Source organism: Bradyrhizobium agreste (assembly GCF_016031625.1).
In the GTDB taxonomy this organism is placed as follows: domain Bacteria; phylum Pseudomonadota; class Alphaproteobacteria; order Rhizobiales; family Xanthobacteraceae; genus Bradyrhizobium; species Bradyrhizobium agreste.
Genome location: NZ_JACCHP010000001.1, coordinates 568941 through 594439, shown reverse-complemented (window position 1 = coordinate 594439; position 25499 = coordinate 568941). Strand labels below are relative to the sequence as shown.

The window sequence follows — 25499 nt, the reverse complement described above, 5'->3', positions numbered from 1 at the left end:
GCCGATGCGCACAACCCGTGCACCTGGCCAGGTTGACGCCGCCCGGCCGGCGCACGATATCTGCTCCGTTAAACCGCAGCTCGAGGGGCAGGACATGAATGCGCCAGACACATACGCCCCCACACAGGCCGACGACGTCATCGACTGGCTGACCAACGGCACGCGCGACGAGCGCTACATCGACGACATCTTCGCGCAGATGTGCATCCGCCTGCAGCAGGCGGGCATTCCGGTGCAGCGCGCGACGCTCCATGTGCTGATTAATCACCCGCAATGGCTGGGCGCACGGATGATGTGGGCCGACGGGATGCGCGAGGCGGAGATCGCGCTGGTCGACTATGACGTGCGCGAGCGGTCGGAATATATCGGCAGCGCCGCCAACGAGATCCATGACGGTGCCGCCGAAGTGCGCGAGCGGCTCGCGCAGGATTCCGCGCATCGCCGCAAGCACGCCCTCTATGACGAGATGAGGGCCAGGGGCCTCACCGACTATGTCGCCTGGCCGCTCTACCACACGCTTGGCAAGCGGCACATCGTCACTTTCGCGACCGCTCGGCCCGGCGGGTTTGACGACGCGCATGTCGCCGGCCTGAAGAAGCTGTTGCCGGTGTTGGCGCTGGTCAGCGAGATCCGCGTCAAGAATCGCCTGGCACGCACGCTGCTGGAGACCTATGTCGGCACGCACGCCGGCGAGATGATCCTGGCCGGCGCCACCAGGCGCGGCAGCGGCACGACGGTGCGCGCCGCGATCATGATCTGTGACCTCAGGGACTTCACCAAGATCTCCGACAACTGGCCGCGCGACGACGTCATCGGCCTGCTCAACGATTATTTCGACGCGATGTCGGAGCCGATCGCGCGGCACGGCGGCGAGATCCTGAAATTCATCGGCGACGGACTGCTCGCGATCTTCCCGCTTCATGATCCGAACGCGTGCGCTAACCTGCTGCACGCAGTGGCCGAGGCCCGGGACGCCATGGCCGCACTCAACGAACGGAACAGCGGGACCGGCCGCGCGCCGCTGAACTACGGCATCGGCGTCCACGTCGGCGACGTCATGTACGGCAATATCGGATCGGCCCGGCGGCTCGACTTCACGGTGATCGGCCCGGCCGTCAACATGGCCTCTCGCCTCGAGGCGCTGACCAAGACGCTCGGCAGGAACGTGCTGCTGTCACGCGATTTCGCCGAGCTTGTCGAGAAGCAGTTCGCGCTGGAGCATGTCGGCCGGCACGAGGTGCGCGGCTTCAACGCTCCGATCGAGCTGTATGCCTATCCGGCTCGCGCTATTTCCGGTTAGTTCCGGTGGCGTTGGGCAGGGCCTGCTGGCCGCCCTGGGTTTGCCGGGCCGGATCGTTGTCGCCCGGCCTCATCGTTGACGACTTCGCCGGTGCATTCGCGCCGCCGCTGTTGGCGTCCGACGACGTATTGAGGCTGGAGGCGCCCGCGCCGGTCGTGCCGCCCGTGTCCGGGGGCGGGGCTTGAGCCGAGGCCGCCATTTGCCGAGTGGTGAGACCCGGCGAAGGCCAATGCGCGGGAACGCGTGGTCGTTCCAAATTCAATGGGGTGGCCGAAAGCTCGCTGTATCACGCCGACCAGCGAGGCAGCGTCAGGCGCCGCCGACCGCTCGCGTGATGGTGCCGCTCCCGCCGCAGGTGGCGCAAGGCGCCCCGTCGATGCGTCCCTTGCCGTGACAATCGGGACAGACGTCGTCGCCGGTACCCTCAGTTCCGGGTGGGGCTTCGTCACCGGGATTGAGCGCTGCTTGCGTCGGGATCTTTGCATCTTGCGCGTGGACAGCCTTCGGCTTGGTCATCTGCGCCTCCTCGAAAACACCGCAACGCGCCTTGCCGCAGAAAGTGCCAATCGGCAGGTCGGAGAATCGCGCGACAGCGCCTATTGCCGATGCGGAACTGTCCGAATAGGCTTCCCGCACATCGTCCAACGGTCCTTCCCTCGGCCGCGCCTGCATGCCCAAATTCCTCCGCATCGGTGTCCACCAGTCGAACGTCTCCGGATACACGTCGAAGGCGTGGTGCGTCAGACGGGTCGGCTCGGCGGTGTTCCTGAAATGGGGCGCCGTCGAAGTGCATGGCACGGGTGCCGCGCGCAAGGTCTATTGGTCGCGTCTGCCGCAGGAGAAGACCGTTCGTTGCGGCAGTGCGCAGCGCGCGCAGGACTACACCAAAGCCGCGATCGCGCGGCGCCGCAGCCCATCGCTATGAGCCGCTGACCGGCCCGATCGCGAACCGGCGGCCGTCGGCCGCACGCAAGCCAGAGCTCAAGCAGGCGCTCGCCACCATCCTGATCGTCGACATCGTCGGCTCCACCGCGAAGGCGAAGCTCGGCGATGCGCGCTGGACCAAGGTGATGGGCCATTATTACGCGGCGGTTCGCAAGGAGCTGAAGACGTGCGGCGGCAAGGAGGTTGTGACCACCGGCGACGGCGTGCTGGCGACGTTCAAGAAGCCCGCCGCCGGCATCGCCTGTGCCACTGCGATCCAGCAAGCCGTGCGCACGCTCGGCCTCGAGATCCGCGTCGGCCTGCATGCCGGCGAATACACTATCAGCGGCGGCGAGATGGTCGGTCTCGCCTTCCACATCGGCACCCGCATTGCCGCGAAAGCGCGCGCCGGTGAGGTGCTGGTGTCGAGCGCGGTGAAGGAGCTGATGACGACGCAGGCGGCGATGGACTTGCGGGATCACGGCATGCATAGGCTGAAGGGCGTGCCGGAGCGGTGGAGGCTGTGGCGGCTGGAGAGGTGAAAGGGGAGCCACGGCCGATGAAGGTGGGCAATATTGCTTTGCCGTGGCGCTATGATGCTATGGCCGATTGCGCGCTCCAACTGGCTCAGCTGCGACGGCGTGCGACCCTGCGCCACCTGCGCGAGGCGCCGCCGCCCGATATCATTGATATCGTGATGAAGGGAGGATTTTGGCCATGGCTCTCTATTTGACGCGCTTTAGCTACACGCCGGAGACCTGGGGTCGATTGATGAAAAACCCGGAGGACCGCCGCGAAGCTGCACGCAAGTACATCGAATCGGTCGGCGGCAAGCTACACGGCTTTTGGTACGCATTCGGAGCGTACGACGGCTACAATCTCTGGGAGGCGCCCGACAACGTCTCGATGGCTGCCGTCGCAATTGCGATCGGCGGCGGTGGCGCGTTGTCGAAATTCGAGACGACGCCGCTGCTCACCGTCGAGGAGACCCTGGAGGCCCTTGGCCGTACGCAAGCCATCGGCTATCGGCCGCCTGGAACATAGTCAGGCGGGACCATCGCCTGCAGACGGCCGTCGCACCGCGCGAACAGCTTGCCTTCGCCTGCCGGCTCAATCGTGACACGCTCGCCGTTGGGGGCGCATTCGACCGGCCGGCTCTTGCCCGGCCCCGAGCATGGGTTTCGACTCGGGAACCGACGACCGCCCTCGTGTATCCAACATTCCGTTAAACGTAAAAACACCAAGCGCCTTTACGGGTCCTTCGCCACTGCTGCCCTAGCCTTCACGCGGCTGGGACAAATCCGATGGGCTTCTTCGCGCGGCTTCGCGACTCTTTCTCCGTGGGCGACACGAGCGATCAGCTCGGCCGTTCGCTGCTGGTCGAGCAGTTCCGGGTCCTGCGCAAGCAGGTGCCCGTTCTCTACGCCATGCTTCTGGTCAACAGTGTCAGCATCGGGCTGGTCCTCCCCGACACGGTATCGACGTGGCTGCGATTTGCCTTGCCGACCGCCCTCATGGCGGCGTGTCTGCTTCGGCTAGCGCAGTGGTTCCGGTTGAAGAAGGCCGATTTCACCGCCAATGAAGCGTACCAAGAGCTCGCGAGGGTTCGTCTCGTCACGGTGGTGCTCAGCTGCGGCTTCGTGATCTGGATCCTGGGGCTGTTCATGGCGGTCGATCCCAGCCTGCGCGCGTCGGTCGCCCTGCTGCTGTTCATGGGCTGCGTCGGGACGGCCTATTGTCTCGGCAGCTTTCCGCCGTCGTCCCGGCTGGCGATGCTGATCGCCGGCGTGCCGATCGGCACGCTGCTTTTGCTCTCGGGCGAGGGAATGCTGGTCTCGGTCGGGATCAATCTCCTGGTGTTGCTCGCTCTGCTCGCCCGGATGATCAACACCAATTTCCGCTCCTTCGTGAAGCTGGTCGAGACCCACGGACGGCTGTCCGAGGAGGGTGAGCGCGCGCGGGCCGCGGAGCAGACCGCGACGGCCTTTGCGGAGCGCTTCGACAGGGCGCTCAACAACATGTCCCAAGGCCTTTGCTTCTTCGACGACGATCAGCGCCTGATCGTCTGCAACAGGCAATATCTCGAGATCTATGATCTGGATCCGAAGCTGGTCCGGCCCGGCATGAAGCTGAACGAGATCGTCGATCTTCGCTATTCGGCCGGCAGCGCGCCAAAGATGTCGAAGCAGGACTATCTGGCCTGGCGCAACAGCGCTCCTGTGACCGCCAACGGTTCGGATACCACCGTGGAATTGACCAACGGCCGGATCGTGCGGATCCGGCATCGCCCGATGGAGGGAAAGGGCTGGGTCGCCACCCACGAGGACATCACCGAGCGTCATCGGACCGAGATGGCGCTTGCGAGAGCCAAGATCGCGGCCGAGCAGGCCGAAGCCGCCGCCCGCGCTGCGCACACCCATCTGACCGAAGCCCTCGACGTCGTCCCCGAAGGACTTGCCGTATTCGACAAGGACGACCGCCTGGTCCTGTGGAATCGCCAATACGCCGAATTCTACAGTGCCAGCCGGGAAGCCCTCGCCGCCGGCACGCCGTTCGAAACCATGCTTCGAACCGGCCTTGCCGCGGGACAATATCCTGATGCTGCGGGGCGTGAGGCGGAGTGGCTCGCCGAGCGCCTCGCGCACCACGCGCTGCCGCATGATTCGCACGAGCAGCATCTGGCGGGTGACCGCTGGATTCGCGTCGAGGAACGGCGCACCAGCGACGGCGGCAGCATCGGCGTCCGCATCGACATCACCGACCTCAAGCGCCGCGAGGCCTCGTTCCGCCTGCTGTTCGAGGAGAACCCGCTGCCGATGTGGGTGGTCGACGCGAAGCAGCGGCGTCTCATCGCCGTCAATGGCGCGATGTGCCGGCAATACGGCTATTCCCGGCAGGACCTGCTCGCGATGTCCGAACGCCAGCTCGAATGCGGCGAGCGGGCGGACGCCGAGCAGGACTACGAATTGCACAGGACCGCCGACGGCGAGGCGATCCAGGTCGCGATCGAGTCCCGGCCGCTGGTCTATGAGAGCCGCCCGGCCCATGTCTGCGTCGCCTTCGACGTCACGGAACGCAATCGGGCGCAACAGCGGGTGAGCTATCTGGCGGGCCACGACGCGCTCACGGAGCTGCCCAACAGGGCCGCGCTGGGCCAGCATCTCGGCGACGCCATCGAACGCGCGGAGATCACGGACGGCGCCTTCGCGGTGCTCTGCATCGATCTCGACCACTTCAAGGCGATCAACGACCGTTTCGGTCATGCCGTCGGCGACGCCGTGCTGCGCGAAGCCTCGCGCCGCCTGCAGGACGCCGCGCACGGAGCTTACGTGGAGCGCGTCGGCGGTGACGAGTTCATCGGCATCACCGATGAGCTGCCGCTGCCCGCCACCGCCGAGCTGCTCGCCACGCGCATGCGGGCGCAATTCGAGCGTCCGATCGAGGTCGCGGGGCACGCGCTGAAGATCGACCTCTGTGTCGGCGTTGCGCTCTATCCGCGCGATGGGGACAACGCCGTGTCGCTGCTGGCGAACGCCGATGCCGCGCTCTATCATGCCAAGCACGAGGGCAGGGGAGCCATCCGCCTGTTCACCAGCGCGATGGACCAGCAGCTGCGCGACCGCCGTGCGCTGGAGCACGATCTGCGCCTCGCCGTGGAGCGCGGCGAGCTCTATCTCGAGTATCAGCCGCAGCATCATCGCGACGGCACGCTGATGGGCTACGAGGCGCTGGTGCGCTGGCGCCATCCGGTGCGCGGCGTCATTCCTCCTGGCGAGTTCATCCCGGTCGCGGAGCAAAGCGGCGCCATTGCGCAGATCGACGATTGGGTGCTGATGGAGGCGTGCCGCGAGGCGGCGTCGTGGGATCGGCCGCTTCGGGTCGCCGTCAATGTCTCTGCGGCCCAGTTCCGGCGCGAAAACCTCGATGCGCAGGTCCGCCGCGCGCTGCGGGACAGCGGGCTGCCGGCCGGCCGTCTCGAGCTCGAAATCACCGAGGGCGTCCTGATCGAGAACGTGCCGCGCGCCAAGCGGACGATGCAATCGCTCAAGTCCTTGGGCATCCTGATCGCGCTCGACGATTTCGGAACGGGCTATTCGTCGCTGTCCTATCTCGAAGCATTCCCGCTCGACCGCATCAAGCTCGACCGCTCCTTCGTCGCCGCCCTCGGCCAGAGCGAGCGCTCGCTCGCCATCGTCCGTGCCGTGATCGGCCTCGCCCACGGCCTCGGCGTCCCCGTCCTTGCCGAAGGCATCGAGACCGAGGCCCAGATGGCGCTGCTCGTCCAGGAAGGCTGCGACGAGATGCAGGGCTATCTGCTCGGCCGGCCGCGGCGGCTGGAGGCGGAGAAGGTGGAGAGGGCGGTGAGGCGGGCGGCGTCCTGAGCGATGCACGCGGATTGGAGTTCAATCGACCTTGGTTCTAGGAGGTGAGGAGAACCGCAGTTGAGCGCGTCATCGGAGCGGACAATTATAAGTCGTGACGATAAAGATTCCACGACGCATCCGTTTGGAAGCAACGATTTCGCAGCTCGATCCGACGTGACGGAGCCACTCCGAAGCTCCACCGTCCTCAGCAAGAGTATCGCTTGGGTTCGAGACGAGGTAAGCGTTATTTTCCATACCTACCATGCCCCAGCTTTCCCAATCCAGCACGACCGCGTCTTTGTCTGCGAACCACCCTTCTATCGCGTCGCCGTGCGTGTGCGACCAAGCTAAGAACCGAAGTTCATCCTTCACTTGCGGCAGTGCCCAGAATGTCCCGCCGATCAGCGTGAGCATCACCGCAAGCGAGATCACGATCGAGCGCGCGCGGGATGACTTCCTCTCGACGACTGCCCAGATGCAGAGGCCGATGCAAACCAAGGCTACCGCTGGCAAGTAGAGCGAGATGAGAACGAGAAAGGTGCGAAGGCTCTTATCCCACGCAAAGGGAGCTGCAGTCATGACTGCGGCAATTGCGGCAACGAAGGGCAGCCACCGCAGCGTGCGGTCCTTTTCTTCGGAGGAGCTTGAGCGAACGAGGTCATAGTTCTCAAGTTTACCAAAGACGTTCACATCCGTTTTGCGCACCATCCAGCGCTCGACCAAGTAATTTACGCCAGCCGCTCAAATGCGCGCTCCAGTGTAGGATTGGTTTCGCCTGTTGCCGACGTCATCGCGTGATAGGCGGCGACCAAATCTCGAACGGGAATCGCGTGAAGCCGAGCGAATTGCAGAACCAGTTCAGGTCGTACTTCCGTGAAGAATGTGACGACATGTGCGATCCAATTTTGCCACTCTCTCGATGTGAGGCGAGCCACAAGATCAGTCGAATTGATCTTCCGGCGGTACGGAGCGTTGATTGTACCGAGAACGAGTTGATCGACGTCCCTTGGCTTGGAGGCACGGTTTGAAGAGCGTCCGACGCTCCTCGATTTCTTCGTCCCGCTTACGCCATGTCGCCGCCCGAGGTCCTCGGCGACTGCCTCCATAGTCGCCCGCTGGGCGTCGATCCGCGACTTCAGCGCCAACACGTCCTTCAGCTTCGTGCGGCGGTGCTTGCCGACATATCGGAATGGCAGGTCCCCGAGGTCCATCCGGTGCACGACCAGCGGTCGGGAGATTCCCAAAATATCTGCCGCGTGGTTCGGACTGAGCTCTTTATCTTCGGCGAGGATGGCGACACGCTCTCCCTGGAGAAGATGGTCAAGTGCCGTCTCAAGCAGCGCCGCGGCCTTTGGCGGTAGCGTGAACACCTGATTCCTGCCCGACTTGCGACGGACCCGGACCTCGACTTGATCGCCCCTGCCGAGCTTGTCGAAAGCCTTGGCCGCTTTGCGGTCCTGGACAGATAGCTCTACGAACTGCAGCACTTGGGAGGTCATGGAACGGATTTTCCTTCCGGACCAATGTAGGGGCTGACGCAGCTAACTGCAATATCTGAAACTTTGGATGGTCCAGCACGGTCACCGTAATCCCGGCCTCGGCGTCCCCGTCTTGGCCGAAGGCATCGAGAGACCGAGGCCCAGATGTTTCTCCTCATCCAGGAAGGCTGCGACGAGATGCAGGGGTGCCTGCTGGGGCGGCCGGGGCGGCTGGAGGCGGCAGAGCCTGCGGAGGCGATGAGGCGGGTGGCATTTTGATTGTCGCTCCGGTGTCGGAACCCCGGGCCGCCGTTCGTCTTGAATCCAAGCCGCCTCGAACCGGAGTTCTGCGTAAATGGCCCCGCGCGCCAATTGGAAAGGCTTCCTGAGACTGTCCCTCGTCACCTGCCCCGTGGCGCTCTATCCGGCCACGTCCGAGAGCGAGAAGATCTCGTTCAACCAGCTCAACCGGCAGACCGGCCACCGCATCAAATACGTGAAAGTCGATGCCGACACCGGCGACGAGGTGCCGAACGAGGACATCGTCAAGGGCTACGAGCTCGAGAAGGGCCAGTACATCGAGGTATCCAAGGAAGAGCTCGAGGAGATCGCGCTGGAATCCACGCGCACCATCGAGATCGACGAGTTCGTCGACAGGTCCGACATCGACCCGCGCTATCTGATCCGCCCCTATTACATCCGGCCCGACGGCAAGGTCGGCCACGACGCCTTCGCGGTGATCCGCGAGACCATCCGCGAGATGGACAAGGTCGCGATCGGGCGCGTGGTGCTGACCAACCGCGAGCACATCATCGCGCTGGAGCCGATGGACAAGGGCCTGGTCGGGACCCTCCTGCGCTACCCCTACGAGGTGCGCAGCGAGCAGGAATACTTTGACGAGATCCAGGACGTGAAGGTCACCAAGGACATGCTCGATCTCGCCAGGCACATCGTCAACCAGAAGGCCGGACGCTTCCAGCCTGAGAAGTTCGAGGACCATTACGAGACCGCGCTGATCGCGCTGATCAACGAAAAGCGCGCCGGCAAGGTCATCCGGCCGAAGGAGCGGCCGAAGGGCGAGAACGTCGTCGACCTCATGGAGGCGCTGCGCCGCAGCGTCGGCAAGGAGGCCGGAAAGGAGGCCGCGCCCGCGAAGGCGGACAAGCCGGCGAAGAAGCCGAGGAAGGCGGCGGCCGGCCAGAAGGAGATGCTGATGCCGATCGCGGGCAAGAAGGCGGCAGCGGCCAAGGAAACGTCCGCGAAGAAGCCGGCGGCCGGGGCGCGGCGGAAATCGGCATGAAGCATCCGGTGACCCCGGACGGATCGCCACATGGCCAGGAACACGCCTTATGCCGCCTGATACGCGAAGGTCCTTGCCGCAGGGCTCAAAGGCCCTCGTCAGGGCACTCCGGACAGGTATCGCCGATCGAATCGAGGACATCGTTGATCTCCGCGACGGCCTGATCGGCGGAGATGCCGTCCGGCGGATCCTGGCGCGCAAGCTCGACCGCGCGATGGCGCGCGTGCGGGTCAGCACGATCCTTGGCCCAGCCATGCTCCTCGCACTCGCAGATCGCGCCGGCCTCCTGCAGCACGTGGATGGCCCAGCCCCGTAAGGTCCGGATCGCCGGCCGGCGTTGCTTCGTCATCAGCATTCGAGATCGCTCCTGCGGGACGAATCCGTGCCCGCGCCAAATCGTTCCGCGCGTTAGCACGGAGCAGGGATTCCCAAACGGCAGGGCTGGGCGTGTCCACGTGTTCCGGTGGGCTGTGGAGAATGCGAGGTATCGGCGCGGGGTTTGCCTGCGCTGCAAGCACTCCGCGGAGCTGAGCCGGTTTCCCCCTGGAGGAACTCGGTACCGCGAGGCGACTTATGTCGCCATCGGTTCGGAGGTCTCGGCATGGCCATTGATGCATTCGCTGGCACCACGCCGGTGTTTCTCCCGGAGCAGTTCTTCGTTGGTCGCTTTGAAGGATGGGCGGTGGTTGAGAGCCTCGTCGGTGGGCTTCTGAAGCGAGCGACGATTGCTGCTCATGGCGAGTTGGACGCGGACACCGACACTGTCGTGCTGACCGAAACCTACACCTTCGATGATGGCCATAGCGACACGCTGCGCTGGACCATTCACAAGACGAGCGAAGGCCAATACACCGGCCATGAAAACCGCCTGGAAGGTGAAGCCACCGGCGAGCAGGCCGGTTGTGCTCTCCATTGGAAGTACACGCGCGACACGCCCCAAGGCGATGGCAAGTCGTTCAAGCTGAACTTCGATGACTGGTTCTATGCGATCGATGATCGCGCCTGCATCGTTCGCGGAAGTGCCGGGCGTGCAGGCATCCCGTTCGCCACGGCGCATGTGACTTATCGGAAGCTTTAGGTTGGAGAGCGAGGACTGCGGCGGCCCCTCGGCATCACCATTATCGAGGCCTGCTCGTGTCGCAGGCCCTCATGTTGTATATGACGTCCCTGGTTTACCTATTGCTGGATCGCTTGCACTGTCGGCTTTGGCCGCCGGCTGTCACAGCGGTACGAAGCGAGTTTTGAGCAGCGACGTGACCTCCTCACGGTACCATCAACGCAGTCGGGCTGCAGTGCTGAAAGTCAGCTACCTGCTGGTCGTAACTGCGGCCACATTTGTGCTCCCGGCCCTGTCTGCAACACATTCCCTCCGCTGGTTTTCTGTCTCGGTCTTGCTCGCCGTTCAGGTGCTAGCGCTGCTCATCTGCCGCGTTCCGACTGGTCAGGTGCTGCGTCCAGGTTGGCGGCTCAAATGGTTGTTCCTGTTCCTGATTGGCTCTTACACGCTGCTTCCGCCGGAGCATCCCGCAGCGGATCTCGTGCTGCACTGGCCAGTTCCCGGCCTCGGATGGGTGCTTCCCATTAATCTGACCGGCCTGGATCGCGCCGCGGTGATGTGCCTGCAGATTCTGACCGTGTTGCTCACCTCAGCCGTGGTTCGACTGACCGGCAGCCAGAACGACCTGGTCCATGGTCTGCAGCGGTTACGGTTGCCCGACTTGTTCGTTCACTCGCTCGACCGCACGCTCTCGCTGCTGAGCGGTTCCGACGAGCGAAGCCGGCACCGGGCGCGTGAAGTCGGTGGGGAATCGCGGGGCGGGGTCTTCACGGCGCTGAAGCGCTTGCTGCGCGGCGATGTCGGCCCATTCGTGCTGTCGATAAAGGCGAATGTTGAGCTTGCGGGCAGGCAATCCGATGGAGGAGGGGAGTCCAAGCTCGAAGCCAGACTCGCGCACGATGTCGCCATCGTGAGCGGCATCGCGCTCTGCATGGCATCCTTCAAGATGCTGAAATTCTTGCCGGGTCTGCCTTTTGCCTCGGGGCACAAAGCTGTTCTCCTGTTCCCGCTCTATGTGCTTGCCGCGCGTCTCACCTATTCGCGGTGGGGCGGCACGACCGCGGGCACGATCATGGGCGTCATCGGCCTGCTGCAGGGAGACGGGAGATTTGGCGTACTCGAGGTCCTAAAGCATATCGCCCCGGGCCTCGTGATCGACCTTGCAGATCCGCTGGTACGCCGGTTGCCCGTCTGGGCGCTCGGCTACTGCCTGCTCGGACTCCTGGCCGCTGTTGCCAGGACCAGCACGGAGCTGGTTCTTGTATTTCTTCTGGGCGCGCGGGCGGAAATATATCTTTTCCCCGCGGCTAAGCTGGTGCCGAACCTGCTGGCGGGATTTTTGAGCGGTTTCGTGACGTTGTTTGTGTTGCGCGTCTTTTTCCGGGAGCCAACCGTCCAGGATCGCAGCAATGATTCCGCGCATGTTCAAAGCTGACTTATCTGTCAGAAAACAATGCGTTAGTTCGCGATTTACCCCGGAACTCGCCCAGCCCTTGAACTGGCTGCTTTTCGCCCGAGAAACTCGGCCGCTGGTGCCCAAATCGTCGTCCGGGATCGTCCTGCGCCCAAAATGAACTGAACGTACAAACGAGAGTTAGTAAGCGCGGCTGCGCCGGGGAACCGCAGCGAAGCCTGCTGACTCTCGCAAAGGAGGTGGCCTGTGCGGGGCCGGTTCCTGTTGTTCGCAATGCTTGCTGGGCTGTGGTCTCTGGAATCGGCGTTGGCCACCGAGCCGAGCGACGTGCGCGTCGCTGCGGCCGCCGACCTCAAATTTGCCTTGGACGAGGCCGTGGACGTATTCCGTGCGCAGCATCCGAACGTCAAGCTCCAGGTCACCTATGGCTCCTCGGGAAATCTCTATGCCCAACTGGTGAACCACGCTCCCTTCGATGTCTTCCTCTCCGCTGACGTCGACTACCCACATCGCCTCGTTCGGGAGGGTCTGGCGTCCAAGGGTGACGAGTTCGTCTACGGGGTGGGACGGATCGTGATCTGGGTGCCTCGGTCCTCGTCTATCGACGTCGAAAAGCTCGGCATGCAGTCCCTGCTGAACCCTGCGGCGCGCAAGATCGCGATCGCCAATCCGCGTCACGCCCCCTATGGCCGGGCGGCGGAAGCTGCGATGAAGAGCGCGGGGGTCTACGAACAAGTGAAGGACCGGCTGGTGCTCGGCGACACCGTGCTGCAGGCGGGCCAGTTTGTCGAGAGCGGCAACGCCGACATCGGGATCATCAGTCGCTCTCATGCGCTTGCCCCATCACTGCGGGACAAAGGGAAGTTTTGGGAGGTGCCGCTCGACGCCTATCCCCGCCGTGTGCAGGGAGGTGTGATCCTGTCATGGGTGCAAAGCCGTTCCGCGGCCGAGGCCTTGCGCAATTTCATCCTGGGCGAAGAAGGCCGAACGATCTTGAGACGCTTCGGGTTCGACAGTCTGGAGGAATGAATGGACTTCGAGGCGATATGGGTCAGCGTCGAACTCGCGGCGATCACCACCCTTGTCCTGTTCGTCCTCGGGCTGCCTTTCGCCTACTGGCTGTCCGTGACGCGCTGGCGGCTGAAGTTCCTGCTTGAGTCCTTGGTCGTTCTGCCGATGATTCTTCCTCCGACCGTGCTTGGATTTTATGTCCTGGTTGCCATCGGGCCGATGAGCCCGTTGGGCCGGGTCTACGAACACATGACGGGACATGGTCTCGCATTCTCGTTTCAAGGCCTGCTGCTCGCGTCAATCTTCTATAGCATGCCGTTTGCGGTCCGGCCCTTCGCCGCCGCTTTCGCCAACGTTGACCGGCGCCTGATCGAGGCGTCGTGGTGTCTGGGCGTCTCGCGCATTCGCACATTCTTGCAAATCGCCTGTCCGCTCTCTTGGGCCGGCATCGTCACGGGCCTCGTCCTCAGCTTCGCGCACACACTCGGTGAATTCGGCGTCGTCCTCATGGTCGGAGGCAATATTCCAGGCGTCACGCGCACGATATCGATCGCGATCTACGACGAGGTTCAAGCGGTCAACTATAGAGGAGCTGCGATGGCCTCCCTCGTGTTGTTGGCATCGTCTTTCATTGCGCTCTCGGTGACGCATCTCCTCAATCGAAAGGGAGGATATGGAGCCTGAGCTCGTAGCGGAGTTCGAGAAGAACTTCCCAGACGGTCCTCCGATAAAGGTCCGGCTGCATCGCCCGCTCGGCCGTTTTTCCCTCACCGTCTTGTTCGGTCCCTCGGGCGCGGGAAAAACAACTGCTCTGCGATGCTTGGCCGGGCTCGATCGACCGCAGCGCGGCTACATCCGCTTCGGCGATGAGATTTGGTTTGATGCAAGCTGCGGCATCCAGGTGGAGCCGCAGCGACGCCAGATCGGGTATCTGTTTCAAGATTATGCTCTGTTTCCGCACCTCACCGTCGAGCGTAACATCGCCTACGGAATTCGCCGCCTCGGTGATGCAGAGCGGCGCAAGCGGATCGCTGAACTGACCGATCTGCTCGGTCTCGCCGGCCTGGAGGGCCGCTACCCTGGTCAGCTGTCGGGCGGACAGCAGCAACGCGTTGCGCTCGCCCGCGCATTGGTCTGCCGGCCGCGCCTTCTGCTGCTGGATGAGCCGCTCTGCGCGCTGGATCAGCCGACCCGGGAGCAACTTCGACGTGACCTGCGCCGTTGGTTGACGAAGTTGGGAATACCAGCCGTCATGGTGACTCACGACCGTGTCGAGGCCTTGGGATTGGGCGATCATGTCATCGTGATGGACCACGGCTGCGTTCGCCAATGCGGCCCGCCGCAGGATGTTTTTGCTGCACCGGTCGACCCGGCTGTGGCCCGGATCGTCGGTGTCGACAACATCGAGGGCGGCAAAGTCATTCGGAAGGTGAATGGGTTGGCCACCATACAAATCGGTTCAAGCGAGTTGCTCGCGCTGTCGGAAGCCTGCGTCGGCAGCCGGGTATGCGTTTGTATTCGTGCGGAGGACGTCATGCTGGAAAGGGGCGCAGTCGCCCGACAGAGCAGCGCACGCAACCACCTCGTCGGTCGCATCCGGTCGCTGGACCGTGAAGGTCCGATCGTGCGCGTGGGCATCGATTGCGGCTTTCTCCTCAAGGCGCTGGTTACGCACCAGGCTTGTGAGGACATGGGACTGTGCGATGGGATGGACGTGACTGCTTTGATCAAGGCGCCTGCCGTGCGCCTGATTGCGCGCGAGTGAGTCAGGAAACAATCACCGCTCCAGGAATGGCGGACTTTCTATCGAGGCCTGGCGAGGAGAAATGCATGTCGCGAGTTAGTCGGATTGGAGTCCGATCTGTGCCGGCGCTGCGATACCTGAAGGTTGCTCTCCCGATGCTCGTGCTGCTGACAGCGTCGCCGGCGCAAGCGCAGGTGCGTGCTACGCTGAGAGGGCACACCCTCGCGCTCGCCTCGGTGGCCTACTCGCCCGAGGGAAAATACGTAGCCACGGGCAGCTATGATCGCACCGCGAAGGTGTGGAACGCGACAAGCGGCAAGGAGCTGGTCACCCTGATTGGACACGAAGCCGCGGTCGAGGCTGTGGCCTTCTCGCCGGACGGCAAGGTCCTGGCAACAGGCAGCTATGACTCGACTGTCAAGCTCTGGGATTGGGCTGGCGGAAAGGAGCTCGTTACGTTTCGCGGCCATACAAACATGATCCGCTCGCTGGCCTTCTCACCCGATGGCAAAACCGTCGCTTCCGGCAGCCACGACAACACGATCAAGCTGTGGGACGTTGCGACCGGCACGGAGCGGGCGCAGCTCAATCACAAAGGCGCAGTACGAGCGCTGGCGTTCAGCCACGACAACAAGCTCCTGGCATCTGGCAGCAACGACTACGCCGTCAAGGTCTGGGATGTCGCGACCGGCCGTGAGGAAGCGACCCTGACACGGCACGGGCATGGCGTGCGGGGCATCGCGTTTTCCCCCGACGACAAGATGCTGGTCACCGGCAGCATGGACACGACAGTGCGGCTCTGGGATGTCGCCGCACGCGCCGAGCGCGTGATCCTTGAAGGATCACAGAACGAGGTGCTCTCGGTGGCGTACTCACCAGACGGCAAGCTCGTTGCCGCGGGCGGCCAGGACGACACTCTCAAGATTTGGGACCCAGCGAGTGGACGGGAATTGGCGAGCATCCCGGATGCGGGTGACCGCGTGCGCGCAGTCGCGTTCTCACCTGACGGCAAGACGCTGGTGACCGCCACGATGGATTCGCTGGCCAGACTGTGGGACGTCCAAGAGGTCCTCAAGCGCGGAATTCAGGTGCCCGCCGAAACGGTGAAAGACCAGGAGCAGGAATCCTTTGCTGGGCATACCGCTTATGTGACTGCTGTGGCGTTCACGCCGGATGACAAGATCCTGATATCCGGCAGCCATGACCACACGGCCCGGACGTGGGATGTCGGGACCAGTAAGGAACTTGCCATTCTCAAGGCTCACACCGGCGCGATCGTGACGCTTGCGCTCTCACCCGACGGGAAGATTCTGGCCACTGGCTCCTACGACCGAACGGTCAAGCTCTGGGATCTGGCAAGTGGCAAGGAACTTGCGACCCTGAGCGGCCACGCCAACATCATTCGCGCTGTGGCCTACGCACCGGATGGCAAGACGATCGCATCCGCGGGATATGATCAAGCGATCAAGATTTGGGACGTCGCGACTGCAACGGAGCTCGCCACGCTCCTCGGACATACGGGTGGTATCAAGGCGCTCGCTTACTCGCCCGATAGCCGCATGCTCGCATCGGGCAGCATCGACGGCACCATCAAGCTCTGGGATCTTGCTACGCGGAACGAGATCGCGACGATCGACGTGCACACGGGGCCGGTGCACTCGGTGTCGTTCTCTCCCGACGGCAAGCTTCTGGCGTCGGCAGGCGCCAGCAATGATGTGCAGCTCTGGAATGTCGCGACCCACGAAGAGCTCGAGCCTTTCAAAGGCCATACGCGCTGGGTCCGCTTTTGTGCTTTCTCGCCTGACGGCAAAATGCTGGTGTCGGTCGGGCTCGATAATATCGTGAGGTTCTGGGACGTTGCCAGCCGCAGTCAGGTTGCCGCGCTCACCGGGCACGAACGGCGGATTCATTTCGTAACGTTCTCGCATGCGGGCACGTCGGTCGCGACCGCAGGTATGGATCGTAACGTGAAGCTCTGGAGCGTGCCTAAGGAGCCGACCTCGCGCACCGCCGAGCAAAGCGCCAAAGACAATCAAGAAGCACAGAAGGAAGCGGGTGGCCGCGGAGCTGTGCGTTTGGCCTGCAAGGGTGAGATCGACAGGTTGTGTCTCGGTGAAGAGCACGTCGGGCGGTGCCTACGCAAACACAAGGACCAGCTATCCAGGGGGTGCCAAACCTCGATGGGACAAGGACATTGAGCTTAGGATCTTTTTGACGGCGACTGCGTGCTCCGGAGCAGGATGGAGGACAGGATGGACAAGGAAATCTTGGACCGAATGACGATGGCGCTGATGGGCGCGAGTCCCACCGACGATCAAATGATGGCGAGTCTCGACAATCAGCCGGTCGTGCAAATCCTCCCCGATGCCAACGTCGTCAAGGTCGGCGGCCAGAGCTTCATCGACCGCGGACGCGCCGCGGTGTTTCCGCTCATCGAGGAGATCGTCGAGAATCTTCCCCGCCACAAGATGATCATTGGGACCGGCGCCGGGACACGGGCGCGCCATGCCTACAGCGTCGGCCTGGACCTTGGCATGCCGACGGGCGTGTTGAGCGTGCTCGGCTTCTTCGTGAGCATTCAAAACGCCAAGATGATCCATTACCTCTTGGCCAAGCATGGGATTCCGTCAATCGAGCCGGCGCAATTCGCGCAATTGCCGCTGTATTTGGCAGAGCGGCAGGCCTGCGTTTCCGTCGGCATGCCCCCTTACGCGTATTGGCAGCCCAACCCGGCGATCGGGCGCATTCCGCCTCATCGCACCGACACCGGCTGCTATCTGATCAGTGAAGTGCTCGGCGCGCGCTCCATGATCTACGTAAAGGACGAAGATGGCCTTTATACCGCCGATCCCAAGAAGGATCGTGGCGCACGCTTTATCCCGAAGATCACCGTTGAGGAGCTCGAACAGCTCGACCTTGTCGATGTCGTGCTGGAGCGAAGCGTTTTCGAGTTGATGAAGACCGCAAAACACCGCCGGTCGGTGCAGATCATCAACGGATTGAAAAAAGGCAACCTTACCCGCGCGCTCAATGGCGAGCCGGTTGGGACCATTATCAGCGCGTGATCGGAGACCGAGCCATGTCATCATCAGATGCATCGCCTAATGAAATTCCGGCCGATGGCCGTCATCACGTCAAGTCAATGTTGATGCGCGAGAGTCTCCTGGACAAGAAGGTGATGTCATCGACCGAAACGCCGGTCGTTCGCATGCTGCCATTTGCTCACGTTATCAAGATCGGCGGACGATCCATCATCGATAACGGCCGGAAGGCGACTTATCCGCTCGTGGAGGCGCTCGCTGCTGCTCTTGAGAAATTCAAGCTCGTGATCGGGCTTGGCGGCGGCATTCGCAGCCGGCACGTCACGTCGATCGGAATGGATCTTGGCTTGCCGACCGGAGTGCTCGCGCAGTTGCGGATCATCGACGCGTTAGGCAATGCCCACTTGCTCGGGACGCTGCTCGCTCCCTATGGCGTCGTGGCAATCCCGCCGGAAATCCTTGGACACATGCTGCCGTTTTTCATCAAGTCAGCTCCGGGCGTCATCTGTAATGGCGATCCGCCGTTCTCGATCTGGGAGCATCCGCCACGTTTGGGCCGTATCCCGCCGCATCGCACGGATGCGGGCACATTCCTGCTGGCAGAGTGTTACGGATGTGCCACGCACACGCTGATCAAGGATGTCGATGGGCTTTACGATGCCGATCCGAAAGCCAACCCGAACGCAAATTTCATCAAGGAGATCACCGTCAGCGAGCTGAAGGAGCGTAACCTTGCCACGCTGCCGTTCGACCGGGTGCTGATCGATCTGCTCGCTTGTGCCCGTCAGGTGAAATGCTTTCAGATCATCAACGGTTTGAAACCGCATTTGCTCGAACCGGCGCTGCGAGGTGAACACGTCGGAACGATCGTACGCCAGGACGCCTCCCGAGACGCCACCAGCATCTAAAGGCGCTAACCCCTTCAAACAGGGCTACGAGCGCCGCGGCCCACTGAACAAGGTGAAAAGTCTCAGGAACTTAGAGCCGATATCTAAGTTGCCTTAAGTTTCTCAACTGGAGGAGTGCCATGCGGAGAACGATTCTGGCTTTGACAGTGATTTTTTTGACGCCGACGGCAGTGATGGCGTTGACGGCCGGCGGTGAGCAGGTCGGAGACCCTCAATTGGGAACTGCTGCGACTGCCGTTCAAGAGCGCCAAATCGCTCCCGGCGACATCGCCGGAAGCGGCCACGAAGGCTCCTCGGGAGGCAATGTGATCCTCGCCAAGGGCGACAAGACTGGAACCGGTCCGGGTCATGGCGGGCACAAGGGTGCCAAAAAGGGTGAGCACAAGGGCGGCCAGAAGCATGGCAAATCCTGAGTGTCAGTGTTCTTGAGCCGCCATAGGCTTCGCGTGACCCGCACGGCTTGAACGGCACACGCCATCCCCGACACGGCGCCCTGGTCCGCGCTTTACACCGTTGCGGACCACCGGCGCCGGATAGTCGGCAAACACGCCCGGCATCGGTGGTGCCGGCGTCGCGATTAATCACGCGGAAGCGCGCGATCGGCTTGGTTTGTGGTGACGGAGTGCCGGAGCCGGGCTAGTCGGTTTGCGGCGGGCACTCCGGACAAGAATCGCCAGTCGAATTGAGGACGTCGTTGATCTCCGCCACTTGGTCGGCGGAGACGCCGTTCGGCGGATCCTCGCGCGCAAGTTCGACCGCGCGTTTCCGCGCGTACGGGTCGGCCCGATCCCTGGCCCAGCCATGCTCCTCGCATTCGCAGATGGCGCTGGCCTCCTGCAGCACGTGAATGGCCCATCCCCGTAAGGTCCGGATCGCCGGCCGCCGTTCCCTGGTCATCAGCATGCGAGATCGCTCCTGCGGGACGAATCCGTGCCGCCGCCAAACCGTTCCGAGCGGCTAGCACGGGGCAGGGATTCCGAAACGGCGGCACTCGGTTTGTCCACGTGTTCCGCAAGTCGGCTTGCCTTTGCAATCGCCAGAAGGATCACGCCGTGGCTAGACTGCCGGTCGAGGCGCTCTCCCGCCTTAGCCGCCACAGAACCAGGCCATGCAGCATGAGGGCCAGGGGGACTGCGAAGGTGGGGACCATCACCAGCGGATAGGATGAAATCAGCAGGTTCGGCGCATCGAAGGCCAAGAGGTGGGCTCGTCCCGGGGACGTCATAGCCCCCATGGTCAGCGCCACGATGAGGTCGGCGATTCCGAACAGGCACCACCCGTAGGCCGCCCTCAGAGCGCCTGGCGCCTTTTGCGCCAGCAGCACTGCCACCACGACGGCCGCGCAGCCCGTCGTCACGTCACCAATCCCTGCAGGCAGTGCGAACTGCCACGGCAGGCGCCCATCCGCCCAGAGGATGAGGAATATTCCACCGGCAATGCGATAGATTTGCGCCGCGACGATCCAGTGCAGCGGTATCGCGGAGACGAGGCTTGCAATTCTTCCCGACAGGCGCAGGCCCACGGCAGCGGTCATCAGCGGGATCAGCAAGCCGAACAGCAAGGTCGGCGCTGCGTTCTCACTGGTCGCGACATAGGCATTTGCCGAACCCAGATACTGGGCGAGCGCCAGCCACGCCACGAGAATCACCGACAGCACGGCCGCAATTGCGTAACGCGATTGTGCCGGTCCTTCCATGCTGACGGCGCCGATCCAGATGAGGCCCAGTGCAATCGCCGCCACGAGTGGGCGGATGGCCGCCTCGAATGTCACGAGATAGTCGGGAACTGTCATGGCTAGACCCCATCTTTTGCTGTAACTATCAAACAGAATGTCACTATGATTTATGTAGTCAATTGCCAAAATCGTGATCATTCGCCAAGATGGAACCATGCCCAAGCAAAAGCCCGCCGATGGCCCGGTGGCCTACACACTCAGCATCATTGGAGCGAGCTGGACTTGCCTCATCCTGCGCGACCTCCTCACGCATGGTGCGAGGCGCTTTCAGGACCTGCAGGACTCGCTCGATGGCATCGCTCCGACCACGTTGTCGGAGCGTCTCAGGACGCTCGAAAAGAATGGCGTCGTGGAGCGGCGGTTCTATTCCATGAATCCGCCGCGGGCCGAATACGTGCTAACCGAGAAGGGGCGCGACCTCGGGCCGATTGTGGCCGCCATGCGAAATTGGGGGCGCAAGTATTCGGGTTGACGGGCCGCCTCGTCGAAACGGGTTGGCCGGCGACGGTGCTCAGCACCGACCGGCTTTCCGAGCAGTGGCCTCGCTGGGGATTCGGGAGCGTATAGGCAACACCGCGCCGGTTCGGGCCCCAACTGGACGGATCGGCAGCGCCTTGCACAACTCTCTCCCCAGTCATTGCGAGGAGCCCTTGCGACGAAGCAATCCAGAATCTTCCCGCGGAGGGCCCCTGGATTGCTTCGCTTCGCTCGCAATGACGGAGTGCGCTCCTCGCTGAGCGCCGAATCAAGGAGATCAAGATGGCCAGGAAGAAGGATGTGGCCAAGAAGAAGAGAACAATCCGCTCCACTGCCAAGCTCACCACGCTCGATGATTTCCTCGGCGAAAAAGGGGTTTACGGTGACAGTGCACTAAACTCGTCATCGAGCAGAGGCGGCGGACCGCGGTAACGCATTTCGTCCACCCTCGTCGGCCTTCGCCTTGCGGGCCTTCGGCGTTATAACCTTCGTCTCTTTGGGAGTTCGTGGCGCTGGCAACCAGACGTTAAGAGCGGCCGGCTCCATCCATTGAGCTACAGGCCGCACCGGGCGACGGCTCGCGAGACTGCGCGGCCGGCAATGGAGCGCGGTTCGCTGGCAAGGCGCTTCCCCCGCATCTCTCTAAATTGTGTCATGAAGTAGCTGCTGCTTGTGGTAGATGTGGCGGTGCGCAACAACCCAGGCAGGGGTAGAGCATGCAAGTGGCTGATCGTTTCGTCGGGCGTTCATCACGAAACAGGGCGATGCTGGGCATGCTTGTCCTACTCATCAGCGTCCATTCTGGCGCCGCGAGCGGACAGGGTAATGAGGCGGTGTGGCCGACAACGCATTGGCAAAACTCGACGCCGGAGGAGCAGGGCATGGATTCGGCCGCACTGGCCAGGCTTGTTGCGTTCGGTACCACGCGCAGCTTCGATAGCCTGCTGGTGACCCGCCACGGCCGCGTCGTGCTCGATGCATATTACGCGCCGTTCACCGCCGACATGCCGCACACGATCAACTCCGCCACCAAGGCGGTGGTCGCGACGCTGACGGCGATGGCCTACAAGGATGGCCTGCTAGATCGTCTCGATCACCCAATGTTGGATTTCTTTGCCGATCGTAGAGTCGCCGAGGGCGACGAGCGCAAGAAGGCCGTCACCGTTCAGCACCTGCTCGACATGACGTCCGGCCTCGATTGGGACGAGGGGTTTGAAGGCGGCCGCGAACAATCGATGCGGGACATGGGCGCGAGTCCCGATTGGGTAAAGTTCATCCTCGACCGCCGGATGGCGCATGCGCCGGGCGAGAGCTTCTATTACAACAGCGGCGGCTCGCATCTGCTGTCCGCAATCATCAGCAAGCTCACCGGAAAGAACACCGCCGATTATGCCAACGAGCGGCTGTTCGGCCCGCTCGGCATCGCGCCGCCATTCTGGCGCCGGGATCCGCAACGGCTTCCGATTGGCGGCTTCGGCCTCGCGATGCGGCCTCGCGACATGGCGAAGCTCGGCTATCTCTATCTGCGTAACGGCGAATGGGATGGCAAGCAATTGCTGCCAGCGGACTTTCTCGAGGCCGTCGGCCATGCCACCATCAACATGAACGCGCGGTCCGATCCCGCGCTGCGCTACGCCAACCAATTCTGGGCGATTCCCGGCAAGCACGTCTACATGGCGGTCGGATATCACTGCCAGGTGATCATGGTGCTGCCCGAAAAAGATATTGTCGCCGTGATGACGGCGCGGGATTTTTGTCCTTTGGGCAGACTGGCCGACGACATCTCCGGCGCGGTCAAGGCCGATTCTGTGCTGCCGGCCAACCCGGCGGCAGCCGGTCGACTGGCCGAGGTGATCGCGGAGGTCTCGACCGAAAAAGCGACCAAGGTCGGCGCCGCGCCGGCGATCGCTGCCGCGATCTCGGGGAAGACTTACAAATTCTCAGACAATGCGCTCGGCATCAAATCGCTGGTGCTCTTCCTGACCGACGAGAACCCACGCTACATCGTGCAGATGGCCGCGGGCGATCCGGCGCAGCGACAACTCGACGGGCCGATCGGGCTCGACGGCCTGTACCGCAAGAGCGCGCCGAGCTTCCTCGGCATTCGCGCCGCCAAGGGCTCGTGGCAGAACGAACAGACCTTCATCTTCGATTTCCAGTATGTGGGACTTGGCGAAACTTCGATCTGGACGCTGACCTTCGACGGCAACAAGGCAACGCTGCGCGGCAGAGCGCGGTACGGGCGCGAGGCGACGGCGGAAGGGACGTCCGGCGGTTGAGCGATGCGCACCGCGGTGGCAGTCGAGCACGATTTTCAGTTTTCCGCCGCCTGCTCGAAAATGATCGCTTCTGGTTTGCGGTGACAGTGCTGGCCCGCCTCCGCCCTGCGCTGGCTTCGGCGTGGCAGCCTTCCCACGTTTCGCTTTCGATGTGTGGCGCTGGCTCGCCGAGCCGAAGCTCGCGAAGCGAGCGAAGGCTGGTGGGCCCGGCAGGACTCGAACCTGCAACCAGACCGTTATGAGCGGCAGACTATCGATCACCTTCGCTGATTTTGCTGCGGTTTCGCCTGCGTTCGATCGCGTTTGTTGCGTTTCGATGCGGTCGTTTCTGGTGCGAAACTGGTGCGGTTGCCAGTTCGCGGTTCGGAGGTGATTGGCTCAATAGTCTCGCCTTCTTCAAGCGCTTTGCCATCGTCCTCTCAAGGCTGAAACAGGGGTTCGATCCCCCTAGGGAGCGCCAGATATTTCAATCACTTAGACCAGATTTGAAAAAGTCGTTGAATATCCGTCGAATAAGCAATGGCGGACATTGGCGAACGCTGGCCAGGCAAACAGTAGACGCAATCTCCATTCTCGTTTTCATCGCACGCCCAGCGTTGCTTCCGACGTACGACCGGAGACGATCGACAAGCAAAAGCCTGACCTGCGCTTCAAGGCGCGCCCCGATCTACCAGCCAAAGCGACACGCATCCTCGGGATGTGGGCAAGGCGCCCGCTGCACGTTTCCTAGTGTGCGCGGCGTACCTGCAGCACGCAGAGATTGCAGCGGGACAAGCACACCAGATCCAAAACCATCCAATAGAGCGGCCTCTTTTTCCTGCATCGCTCGGCTGCGCAACACGTAGCCGTTGGGACCGACGGAGGAGACGAGGGCACACTTGCGACGGAAACGCAGTGGACGCTTGCGCAGCGTGTTAGCTGCCGATCGGTGCGATCGCGACGCACGCGAGTGGTGCAGGATGGAAAAGGATTAATGTCTCCGTTCGGCCAGTTAATTGCATTCCGCGATGGGACCAAGGGAGGTGTTTTGTCCCGTGAGGCGTTGCCGAGTTGCGCGGTAGCAGCGGCAAATGCGCCACTAACTGTCAAGGCTTGGCTGTTGAGACTTCGCTTTTCACCGCAGACTGAAACATCTTCGGTGGTGGACACGCCGGCCTGCGCCATATGATCCGGCGTTCCGTATACGGGCACGCCGTTCACGATCGTCAAGCTCACATCCGATGGGGATGCCGTCACGAGGTTGGAGTAGGCATCGGGTGAATGACCACTCATCATAAAGATATCGGCATGTCTGCCGGCTTCGATCGTACCAAGCAACTGATCAACATGCGCCATGCGAGCCGGGATAGAGGTTGCCATTTCAAAGAGCTGCTTTGCTGAAAATAGCCCATTAAGCTTTGTAGTCGAGTAATCACTGGCGAACTTAAGCTCGGCCAGCATGTTGCTACTTCCGGTCGGGGACCAGTCCGGCGCTATCGCAATTGTCACGCCCTGTTGAGCCGCAGTCTCGACATCGGTTGTTTCGCCGTAAAGAACCAAATTGCTACGTGGCGACCAGACAAGCGATGCGCCGGCTTTGCTCATATCTGCAAAATCGGATGCAACGAGGCCAACGCCGTGGATGATCACGGTGCTGGCTGTGAGCAATTTGTCATCCTTGAGGAGGCCAAATTCACTCTGTGCTTCCGCATCGGTGCGCTTGCCTTCCGCAAGATGGATGAAGAACGCCTTAATGGAGCCGTCCCTTAAACCGCTCTGATATTTTAGAAGATCGGCAGGCTTCATGTCACCCGGCCAATCCGGAGCGATAAGCGAATAGTTCGGTGGCGTGACACCGAGCGGGTTCGCCACCGGCTCGTGCCCGATGTTCGTTCCGTAAAATCCGCTGTACCAGTCGAGATTGCGCGCAAGGCCCTTGATGCAATCGTACATTGGCTTGCCAAAAGCCGGCGCAGATACACCAAGAAGCGTTGTCGTGCCGCCAATGAGTTGCTTGATCTCAGCGAACTCGTCCATGTCGCAAAACTCGGCGGCAACAATGTTTCTTTCGGGTGCCTGAACCGCATTCTGATAAACTGGATCCCTGCGCCACTCATACCGATTGTTGTAGAGATGCGGCGGCGTCCAGCGTGGCAGCGTGTCGTAGATTGGGTGATTGTGTAGATCCACAAGGCCTGGATAAATGTAGTCACTCGACCGAACGATCTGGCCCTGCACGTTGGGTTGGGTCGCTGTCACCGAGACGATTTTGTCGTCTTTGATAAAGACCCAGCCATCTTGCACGACGCCTGACGGCGTCACGACATCTCCATTGAGCAAAAAATTTTGCGCGGCAGCTGATTGGCTGAACGCCATGATTATGACTGCGAAGCTAAGAGCGCGAAATTCTGCACTCAGGGTCTGTTGCGTTTGCATATTTGCCCCCGACGGTTTGAAGCCCACTCGGCCATTGGTACAATCGTCAGTT

Annotated in this window: 24 protein-coding genes and 1 pseudogene; 18 read left to right on the top strand and 7 right to left on the bottom strand. The window is 62.3% G+C overall.

What is annotated here, in order from left to right:
- Nucleotides 1–94 precede the first annotated feature (94 nt).
- Nucleotides 95–1300: an adenylate/guanylate cyclase domain-containing protein gene (locus HZZ13_RS02450; RefSeq protein WP_197958040.1), complete on the top strand. Its 1206-nt coding sequence runs from the start codon at nt 95–97 to the stop codon at nt 1298–1300.
- A gap of 309 nt (nt 1301–1609) precedes the next feature.
- Here the strand turns inward: HZZ13_RS02450 and HZZ13_RS02445 are convergent, their stop codons facing one another.
- The gene (locus tag HZZ13_RS02445) at nt 1610–1816 is read right to left on the bottom strand and encodes a hypothetical protein (RefSeq protein ID WP_197958114.1); all 207 of its coding nucleotides are present in this window, start codon (nt 1814–1816) and stop codon (nt 1610–1612) included.
- A gap of 154 nt (nt 1817–1970) precedes the next feature.
- On the opposite strand from HZZ13_RS02445, the pseudogene HZZ13_RS02440 reads away from it, so the two are divergent.
- The 4 genes and pseudogenes from HZZ13_RS02440 to HZZ13_RS02425 all read left to right on the top strand — a co-directional run bounded on the left by HZZ13_RS02440 (nt 1971) and on the right by HZZ13_RS02425 (nt 6606).
- Nucleotides 1971–2766: pseudogene (locus HZZ13_RS02440) on the top strand (adenylate/guanylate cyclase domain-containing protein).
- 17 nt (nt 2767–2783) lie between these two features.
- On the top strand, nt 2784–2957 hold the full coding sequence (locus HZZ13_RS02435; protein ID WP_197958039.1) for a hypothetical protein: 174 nt from the start codon (nt 2784–2786) through the stop codon (nt 2955–2957).
- Nucleotides 2942–3268: a GYD domain-containing protein gene (locus HZZ13_RS02430; RefSeq protein WP_197958038.1), complete on the top strand. Its 327-nt coding sequence runs from the start codon at nt 2942–2944 to the stop codon at nt 3266–3268. The genes HZZ13_RS02435 and HZZ13_RS02430 overlap by 16 nt, the downstream gene beginning before the upstream one ends.
- 260 nt (nt 3269–3528) lie before the next feature.
- Complete coding sequence (locus tag HZZ13_RS02425) at nt 3529–6606, top strand: EAL domain-containing protein (RefSeq protein ID WP_197958037.1); 3078 nt, start codon at nt 3529–3531, stop codon at nt 6604–6606.
- Nucleotides 6607–6675: 69 nt separating this feature from the next.
- Here HZZ13_RS02425 and HZZ13_RS02420 read toward each other — a convergent pair whose 3' ends face one another.
- Both HZZ13_RS02420 and HZZ13_RS36665 read right to left on the bottom strand, forming a co-directional pair.
- Nucleotides 6676–7311, bottom strand: a complete 636-nt coding sequence (locus HZZ13_RS02420; RefSeq protein WP_197958036.1) for a hypothetical protein — start codon at nt 7309–7311, stop codon at nt 6676–6678.
- A 5-nt stretch (nt 7312–7316) separates the two neighbouring features.
- The gene (locus tag HZZ13_RS36665; protein WP_246504254.1) at nt 7317–8087 is read right to left on the bottom strand and encodes a MerR family transcriptional regulator; all 771 of its coding nucleotides are present in this window, start codon (nt 8085–8087) and stop codon (nt 7317–7319) included.
- Nucleotides 8088–8421: 334 nt separating this feature from the next.
- Between HZZ13_RS36665 and ku the strand changes: the two genes are divergently transcribed.
- On the top strand, nt 8422–9366 hold the full coding sequence (gene ku, locus HZZ13_RS02410) for a non-homologous end joining protein Ku (protein WP_197958035.1): 945 nt from the start codon (nt 8422–8424) through the stop codon (nt 9364–9366).
- A gap of 85 nt (nt 9367–9451) precedes the next feature.
- On the opposite strand, the gene HZZ13_RS02405 is transcribed toward ku, so the two are convergent.
- Nucleotides 9452–9721, bottom strand: a complete 270-nt coding sequence (locus HZZ13_RS02405) for a hypothetical protein (RefSeq protein WP_197958034.1) — start codon at nt 9719–9721, stop codon at nt 9452–9454.
- Between the two features lie 246 nt (nt 9722–9967).
- On the opposite strand from HZZ13_RS02405, the gene HZZ13_RS02400 reads away from it, so the two are divergent.
- The 9 genes from HZZ13_RS02400 (at nt 9968) to HZZ13_RS02360 (ending at nt 18954) form a co-directional block, all read left to right on the top strand.
- Nucleotides 9968–10444 carry a DUF3833 family protein gene (locus HZZ13_RS02400; RefSeq protein ID WP_197958033.1) on the top strand — a complete coding sequence of 159 codons (477 nt, stop codon included), beginning with the start codon at nt 9968–9970 and terminating at the stop codon, nt 10442–10444.
- A 214-nt stretch (nt 10445–10658) separates the two neighbouring features.
- Complete coding sequence (locus tag HZZ13_RS02395; protein WP_197958032.1) at nt 10659–11858, top strand: energy-coupling factor transporter transmembrane component T family protein; 1200 nt, start codon at nt 10659–10661, stop codon at nt 11856–11858.
- A gap of 285 nt (nt 11859–12143) precedes the next feature.
- Nucleotides 12144–12866, top strand: a complete 723-nt coding sequence (gene modA / locus HZZ13_RS02390; RefSeq protein WP_197958031.1) for a molybdate ABC transporter substrate-binding protein — start codon at nt 12144–12146, stop codon at nt 12864–12866.
- On the top strand, nt 12867–13532 hold the full coding sequence (gene modB, locus HZZ13_RS02385) for a molybdate ABC transporter permease subunit (RefSeq protein ID WP_197958030.1): 666 nt from the start codon (nt 12867–12869) through the stop codon (nt 13530–13532).
- The gene (locus HZZ13_RS02380) at nt 13522–14613 is read left to right on the top strand and encodes an ABC transporter ATP-binding protein (protein ID WP_197958029.1); all 1092 of its coding nucleotides are present in this window, start codon (nt 13522–13524) and stop codon (nt 14611–14613) included. The genes modB and HZZ13_RS02380 overlap by 11 nt, the downstream gene beginning before the upstream one ends.
- Before the next feature lie 134 nt (nt 14614–14747).
- Nucleotides 14748–16790 carry a WD40 repeat domain-containing protein gene (locus HZZ13_RS02375; RefSeq protein ID WP_197958028.1) on the top strand — a complete coding sequence of 681 codons (2043 nt, stop codon included), beginning with the start codon at nt 14748–14750 and terminating at the stop codon, nt 16788–16790.
- 54 nt (nt 16791–16844) lie between these two features.
- A complete protein-coding gene (locus HZZ13_RS02370; protein ID WP_246504253.1) occupies nt 16845–17657 on the top strand; it encodes an amino acid kinase family protein in 813 nt (270 codons plus the stop codon).
- 14 nt (nt 17658–17671) lie between these two features.
- Nucleotides 17672–18541, top strand: coding sequence for an amino acid kinase family protein (locus HZZ13_RS02365; protein WP_197958027.1), 870 nt, complete (start codon nt 17672–17674; stop codon nt 18539–18541).
- A gap of 119 nt (nt 18542–18660) precedes the next feature.
- The gene (locus HZZ13_RS02360; protein ID WP_197958026.1) at nt 18661–18954 is read left to right on the top strand and encodes a hypothetical protein; all 294 of its coding nucleotides are present in this window, start codon (nt 18661–18663) and stop codon (nt 18952–18954) included.
- A 223-nt stretch (nt 18955–19177) separates the two neighbouring features.
- Here HZZ13_RS02360 and HZZ13_RS02355 read toward each other — a convergent pair whose 3' ends face one another.
- A complete protein-coding gene (locus HZZ13_RS02355; protein ID WP_197958025.1) occupies nt 19178–19444 on the bottom strand; it encodes a hypothetical protein in 267 nt (88 codons plus the stop codon).
- Nucleotides 19445–19586: 142 nt separating this feature from the next.
- Nucleotides 19587–20333 carry a DUF8737 domain-containing protein gene (locus HZZ13_RS02350; RefSeq protein ID WP_210349181.1) on the bottom strand — a complete coding sequence of 249 codons (747 nt, stop codon included), beginning with the start codon at nt 20331–20333 and terminating at the stop codon, nt 19587–19589.
- A gap of 97 nt (nt 20334–20430) precedes the next feature.
- Here HZZ13_RS02350 and HZZ13_RS02345 point away from each other — a divergent pair, with 97 nt between their 5' ends.
- The 3 genes from HZZ13_RS02345 (at nt 20431) to HZZ13_RS02335 (ending at nt 23032) form a co-directional block, all read left to right on the top strand.
- On the top strand, nt 20431–20748 hold the full coding sequence (locus tag HZZ13_RS02345) for a winged helix-turn-helix transcriptional regulator (RefSeq protein ID WP_197958023.1): 318 nt from the start codon (nt 20431–20433) through the stop codon (nt 20746–20748).
- 287 nt (nt 20749–21035) lie between these two features.
- Entirely contained in the window at nt 21036–21185 is a 150-nt protein-coding gene (locus HZZ13_RS02340) for a hypothetical protein (protein WP_197958022.1), read from the top strand.
- Between the two features lie 449 nt (nt 21186–21634).
- On the top strand, nt 21635–23032 hold the full coding sequence (locus tag HZZ13_RS02335; protein WP_246504252.1) for a serine hydrolase domain-containing protein: 1398 nt from the start codon (nt 21635–21637) through the stop codon (nt 23030–23032).
- Between the two features lie 726 nt (nt 23033–23758).
- On the opposite strand, the gene HZZ13_RS02330 is transcribed toward HZZ13_RS02335, so the two are convergent.
- Nucleotides 23759–25447, bottom strand: a complete 1689-nt coding sequence (locus HZZ13_RS02330) for an amidohydrolase family protein (protein ID WP_197958020.1) — start codon at nt 25445–25447, stop codon at nt 23759–23761.
- Nucleotides 25448–25499: the final 52 nt, after the last annotated feature.